Source organism: Candidatus Omnitrophota bacterium (genome assembly GCA_016929445.1).
Taxonomy (GTDB): Bacteria; Omnitrophota; Gorgyraeia; order JAFGIU01; family JAFGIU01; genus JAFGIU01.
This window is the reverse complement of the sequence record JAFGIU010000125.1, coordinates 1-5903: the sequence shown is the minus strand read 5'-3', so window position 1 is coordinate 5903 and position 5903 is coordinate 1. Positions and strand designations below refer to the sequence as shown.

7 protein-coding genes are annotated in these 5903 nt (G+C 56.5%); all 7 read right to left on the bottom strand.

Annotated elements, in window-relative coordinates; translation table 11 throughout:
• Window positions 1-277: hypothetical protein (locus JW937_09730; GenBank protein ID MBN1587687.1), on the bottom strand; the 277-nt coding region annotated here is incomplete at its 3' end.
• Window positions 278-300: 23 nt separating this feature from the next.
• A complete protein-coding gene (locus JW937_09725) occupies window positions 301-1275 on the bottom strand; it encodes an NAD-dependent epimerase/dehydratase family protein (GenBank protein ID MBN1587686.1) in 975 nt (324 codons plus the stop codon).
• Window positions 1272-2393, bottom strand: a complete 1122-nt coding sequence (gene wecB, locus JW937_09720; GenBank protein MBN1587685.1) for a UDP-N-acetylglucosamine 2-epimerase (non-hydrolyzing) — start codon at window positions 2391-2393, stop codon at window positions 1272-1274. Before wecB ends, JW937_09725 begins: the two co-directional genes overlap by 4 nt.
• A complete protein-coding gene (locus tag JW937_09715; GenBank protein MBN1587684.1) occupies window positions 2390-2977 on the bottom strand; it encodes an N-acetyltransferase in 588 nt (195 codons plus the stop codon). Before JW937_09715 ends, wecB begins: the two co-directional genes overlap by 4 nt.
• 23 nt (window positions 2978-3000) lie before the next feature.
• The gene (locus tag JW937_09710) at window positions 3001-4029 is read right to left on the bottom strand and encodes a Gfo/Idh/MocA family oxidoreductase (protein ID MBN1587683.1); all 1029 of its coding nucleotides are present in this window, start codon (window positions 4027-4029) and stop codon (window positions 3001-3003) included.
• Window positions 4026-4964, bottom strand: a complete 939-nt coding sequence (locus tag JW937_09705; GenBank protein MBN1587682.1) for an SDR family oxidoreductase — start codon at window positions 4962-4964, stop codon at window positions 4026-4028. Before JW937_09705 ends, JW937_09710 begins: the two co-directional genes overlap by 4 nt.
• A gap of 48 nt (window positions 4965-5012) precedes the next feature.
• Window positions 5013-5903: DegT/DnrJ/EryC1/StrS family aminotransferase (locus JW937_09700; GenBank protein ID MBN1587681.1), on the bottom strand; the 891-nt coding region annotated here is incomplete at its 5' end.

Here is a 5903-nt window from a genome sequence, read left to right as displayed (position 1 = left end):
GTAACCAGCAGGCCTTTAGAAGGACTCCGGAAACCGAAAGTCCTACTGGAAGCGCGGTTGCCGAGCCCAAAAACCGGCCTCCTTTGCGCACCACCAGGTGCGTGCACGGCCCGCCCGGATTCTCCACGGACTGCCAGGGCCAACGCAGGATAATTCTTTCAGCTGCGGCCCCGCGCACTTCGCGGAAAAAATCATGCAGGCTGCCCTCATCCCCGGGTTGCAGCTCTTCCGGGAACCAGAGATGCCTGCCTGTGCTAATCGCTGTGGATTGCGCCATTTTATCGGACTCGCGCGCCCGGCCTAAGCCCCGGCGATCTCGGAAACCAGCTGTTTTTTGAACCACTCATAGGTGCGGAGAATCCCGTCTTCCAACTGCACCTTAGGCTCATAGCCCAATAGGGAACGCGCCTTGTCAATATTGGGAATGCGAATCTCGATGTCCGTGTAATTGAGCGGTTCGAAACGAATCTTCGAGGGAGCCCCGGTAACATCGATCACCCGGCGAGCCAAGTCATAGATAGTCACGGTACTCAGCGGATTTCCAATATTGAAGACCTCGCCCACAGCCTTGGGGTGTTCCAGGACGAGGAGCAAACCCTCAATCAAATCGTCCACATAACACCAGGCCCGGATCTGGGAACCATCCCCCCGGACCACCAGGTCCTCTCCCTGCACAGCGCGTTTCACAAACTGTTGGATCGCGCCTTCCCCCACCTGGCCGGGGCCGTACACATTAAAGGGACGGATACTACAGGCCGGCACTTTATTCTGACGCCAATACGCATGGCACATATGCTCACCCACCAGCTTGCTGACCGCATAGGTCCAGCGCGCTTCACCCACGCTGCCCAGCAGAGTGGGAGCAAACTCATCCACCTTATAGGCATGCGTCCCAAAGACCTCACTGGTGGAAAAATCCACAAAACGTTCCAGGCCTTTGATTCGTGAAACGATGTCGAGCACATTGGCCGTGCCCACCATATTGACCTTGATCGTGGTAATAGGATCCCGCAACACGGAATCCACGCCCGCAATCGCAGCCAGGTGCACCACGATTTGAGCCCCTTTCATGGCCGGCGCCAAGGCTTCCGTGTCCAACACATCTCCCTTGATAAAGGTCAGATTCGGGTGCCGGGCCAGATCCGTGCCGGTAAGGGCATCCCGGAGTAAATTGTCGTACGCAATCACCGTGTTGTTTTCAATAAGCCGCTGGATCAAGGTGGTGCCGATAAATCCCGCGCCGCCGGTTAAGAAAATACGTTTTCCTTTAATCACTGTAGTCTGACCTCCAAGGTGGACGGGCTGTAGCTCTGCCAGAGAATCCCGGCAATGCGATCCCCTGCGTGCCCGTCCCCAAATAGCTCCCGGTTCCAGTTTCGAGGCGGATTCTCCCGGATTTCTTCCGAAGCAGCCACAATCTTCTCTGCATCCGCCCCGACCAAACGATTACACCCTCCCCGAAGGGTAGGTGTCCACTCTGTGCGATCACGCACCGTAATACAAGGTGTCTTAAATAAATAACTCTCTTTTTGGATTCCCCCGGAATCCGTCAACACCAAAGAGGCCGCGTTCTGCAGCGCCAAAATCCGCGCATAGCCCACAGGCTCGATCATCTTCACGCCTGCCGGAGCCGGAACCTTGCCTTCGGCCAACAAATTCCGTACTCGCGGATGCACGGGAAAGACCACGGGCCTGCCTCCTGCGACAAGACGCTCCAAACTCTCCAGAATCCCGGCGAGCCGCCCCAAATCATTGGTGTTCTCCGCGCGGTGAAAGGTGGCCAGGCAAAACTCCGGGCCCATATCAAGCCCCTGCACAAAGGCTTCATCGCGCTGCTCCACAAAACTGCACCAGGAGTCGACCATCACATCCCCGACCAAATGCACACCGTCGACAATCCCCTCGTTGCGCAAAAGCTCCGCCGCTTCTTCAATAGGACAGAACAGAATTCGCGAAAGACGGTCCGAGGTCACCCGGTTGATTTCTTCGGGCTGGCGCGGATCCCCGCTACGCAACCCGGACTCCACGTGCGCAATATCAATACCCAGGCAAGCTGCGGCAATGGAGCCGGCCAGGGTGGAGTTGGTGTCTCCGTATACAATCACGGCATCCGGCTTTTCCCGGAGCAGAATTTCTTCCAGAGCTGTCACCATCCGGCCCACCATACTTGCCTGGCTCCCCCCGGATATCCCCAGGTTATAGTCGGGTTCCGACAGCTTAAACTCCCTGAAGAAGCTCCCGGACATGGCTTCCTCAAAATGTTGTCCGGTATGCACGATCTTGTGCGCCAAGTCAGCGCGGCCCACCTCATCCACATAATCATGGAGGGCCCTGGCCACGGCCCAAACCTTGACAAACTGCGGACGCGCCCCGATCACGGAGACCAGTTTCACGACATTTGCTCCGCGGGTTCTCTCTGCAGAACCAGACTCTCCGGGGCCTCCAAAAGGTACTCGCGCGCGCAATGCCCGCAAATACCCCTGTCTGAATCCATTTCAATCCGGAAACCGCATTTGCACATCCAGCCCTGCCTCCGGGCCGGGTTGCCGTAAAGAAGGGCAAAGTCCGGCACATCTTTGGTCACGACCGCGCCGGCGCCGACAAAAGCATAGCGGCCGATCGTATGCCCGCAAACCACGGTGACATTAGCGCCCAGGCTCGCCCCCTTCTTCACCACGGTCTTGAGGTAATCCCCCGCCTGGTTTTGGGGAAACTCACAGCGCGGATTCACAATATTCGTGAACGTCATGGACGGACCGCAAAATACATCGTCTTCCAACTCAACTCCGGTGTAAACGGAAACATTGTTCTGAATCTTCACATTGTTGCCGATGCGCACGCCTTGGCCTACGAATACGCTCTGGCCAAGTTTGCAGCGCCGGCCCAAAACAGCACCGGGCATAATGTGACAGAAATGCCAAACCTGCGACCCCTCGCCGATTTGGGCCCCGGCATCCACAAAAGAGGACTCATGCACAAAATAGTTGTTTTCAGCGCCGCTCACGACTGCAACACTCCTTTGGATTTCAAGTCAACCGGCACCCCGCCCTGATCCAGACTGCTTTGGGCTGCCTCCAAAACACGCAACACGCGCAGGCCTTCCCGTCCGTCGGTCTTAGGCCGGTCTCCGCTGCGAACGCAATCCAGAAAATGCTGGCACTCCCGCTTTAGGGGCTCGCCCATATCCACCCGCGGGATATGGATGTCTCCAAAACGCAAGGAAATCCACTCGCCGTAGGAATCGTAATTCCGGCTAATGCCTTTGTCATAAATACGTATTTTTTCCGTGGGCTCCATGTCGTCAAAGGTCACCATTTTCTGACTGCCAACAATGGTAAATTTACGGACCTTGTGCGGGTCCAGCCAACTGAGCTGGATATTGGCCATCTGCCCGCTGGGAAAGCGCATGGTCAAAAAACTGACGTCCTCGATGCTGTCCTGCAAATAGGCCTGGCCCATGGCCGAGACCTGAACCGGATCACTGTCCAAGAGATGCAGGATGACCGAAATATCGTGCGGGGCAAAGCTCCACATGGCGTTCTCGTCTTTGCGCACCTGGCCCAGGTTCACCCGTTGGGCGTAGATATAGTAGACCTCCCCCAACTCCCCGGAACGAATCAAAGCCTGCAACTTTTCAACCGCCGGATGGTACCGCAGCAAATGCCCCACCATGAGCCGGAGGTTTTTGTCCTCTGCAATTTCAATGAGTTCTTCAGCCTCAGAAGAATGCAAAGTAATAGGTTTTTCCACAAACACGTGTTTGCCCGCCTCGAGTGCGGCCTTGGCCACTTCAAAGTGTTTGACCACGGGCACAGCCACGGCCACGGCCTGAACCTTCGGGTCCCCCAGCACTTCGTCGAAACTCTTGGTCGTGCGCGCCGCAGGGAAAGCCCGCTTCAAACGCCCAAGGGCCTCGGAACTCGCATCACATATCCATCTCAGGTCCGAATCCGGGAGCTGGCTAAAATCCCGCACCAGATTCTTTCCCCAATTCCCTGCCCCGATCACTCCAATTCCAACCACGCTCACCTCCGGGCTAGTTCTTCTCGAAAAAACGCCAGCGTCTTTTGGAGCCCGTCCTCCAAGCTGACTTTGGGCTCCCAGTTCAGTAGTCTCCTTGCCCTGGTAATATCCGGCTGCCGCACCTTGGGATCATCCACAGGCATGGGCCGCTCCACGATTTGGCTCGATGAACCCGTAAGAGCAATTATCTTTTCAGCCAGCTGCCGGATCGTCATTTCATTGGGATTTCCCAGATTCACGGGCTCGTGAAAGCCGGCGTCCATGAGCCTGCGGATCCCCTCCACCAAATCAGACACATAACAGAAGGAGCGCGTTTGCTCCCCCTTGCCGAACACTGTAATGGGTTCATTACAAAGGGCCTGGGCCCCGAAAGCGGGAATCGCGCGCCCGTCTTTAAGCCGCATACGCGGGCCATAGGTGTTGAAGATACGTACGATGCGCGTGTTTATTCCGTGCGCTTGGTGATAGGCCATGGTGATGGCCTCGGCAAAGCGCTTGGCCTCGTCATAGACCCCGCGCGGGCCAATGGGATTCACATTGCCCCAGTAATCTTCGGTTTGAGGATGGATCAGAGGGTCTCCGTAAACCTCGCTTGTGGAAGCAATGAGAAAACCCGCCCCTTTGGCCTTGGCAAGGCCCAATCCATTGTGTGTACCCAAAGATCCGACCTTAAGTGTGGGGATGGGGTGGTTGAGATAATCAATGGGGCTGGCGGGCGAGGCAAAATGCAGAATGTAATCCACTTGTCCGGGAATGTCCAGAAAGGTGGTCACATCCTGTTTGATAAAGGAGAACTTGGGATTCTTCTGAGCGGATTCGAGATTCTCGAGCTTGCCGGTGATCAGGTTGTCCACACACGTGACTTGGTGATCCTCGGCCAAAAGCCGATCTACAAGGTGAGAGCCGATAAAGCCGGCCCCCCCGGTCACAACAATATGCATTTGTCCCCCGTGGTTATCCTATCTATTTTAGGGACAACGGTTCCCGGGTCAAGCAGACAAGAATTCGGAGACCGCTCCAAGCACCCTATCAAGTTGCTCAGTCGTCAGTTCCGGATATAGGGGCAGGGCCAGAAAGCGGGAGCAAACCCTCTCTGCCTGGGGGAAGGAACCAGCCGGAAAACCAAGAGTCTCGTAGACCGGTTGCAGGTGCATGGGGATACGATAGTAGACAGCCGAGGAAATTCCCCGGGCATTGAGGTGGGCGTGCAGGCCGTCCCGGTCATCCACACGCACAATAAAAAGGTGATACACGCTCTTGGCCCCGGGCTTCTCTGTGGGCAACTCAATCCGTCCCTCCCGGGCCAAGTAGGCAAATCCCCGGCAGTAGTACAGGGCGTGTTCACGGCGCAAAGCATTCCATGTTTCCAGGTGGGCCAGCTTCACGCGCAACATGGCTGCCTGCAGTTCATCCAAGCGGCTGTTTTGTCCCTCCATGGTGTAACGGGTCTTGTCCGGGCTCCCGTGCACCCTCAAGAAGCGCAGATGATCCGCCAGATCCTCGTCCGAGGTGACAACCATGCCGCCGTCTCCGTAACCACCCAAGTTTTTGGAGGGAAAAAAACTGAAGGTCCCGGCCTCACTCAGACTGCCGGCCGGCTCCCCTTTCCAGGTTGCGCCAATAGCCTGAGCGCAGTCCTCCACCATTAAAAGCGAGTGCTTATTGCACAGAGCGCGTAAACCGTCCATATCCGCAGGGTGGCCAAAGAGGTGCACCGGCAGAATCGCCTTGGTGCGTTCCGTGATCCGGGCCTCCACCTGGTTCACATCCATGCAATAGTCATCGGGATCGATATCGACAAAAACAGGAGTCGCCCCTACACGGGTGATTGCCTCGGTAGTGGCGATAAAAGTAACCGGCGTGGTGATGACCTCATCCCC

Coding starts and splice junctions, on each gene's coding strand:
- JW937_09705 (MBN1587682.1), bottom strand. CDS start 4,964: ATGCATATTGTTGTGACCGGGGGGGCCGGCTTTATCGGCTCTCACCTT.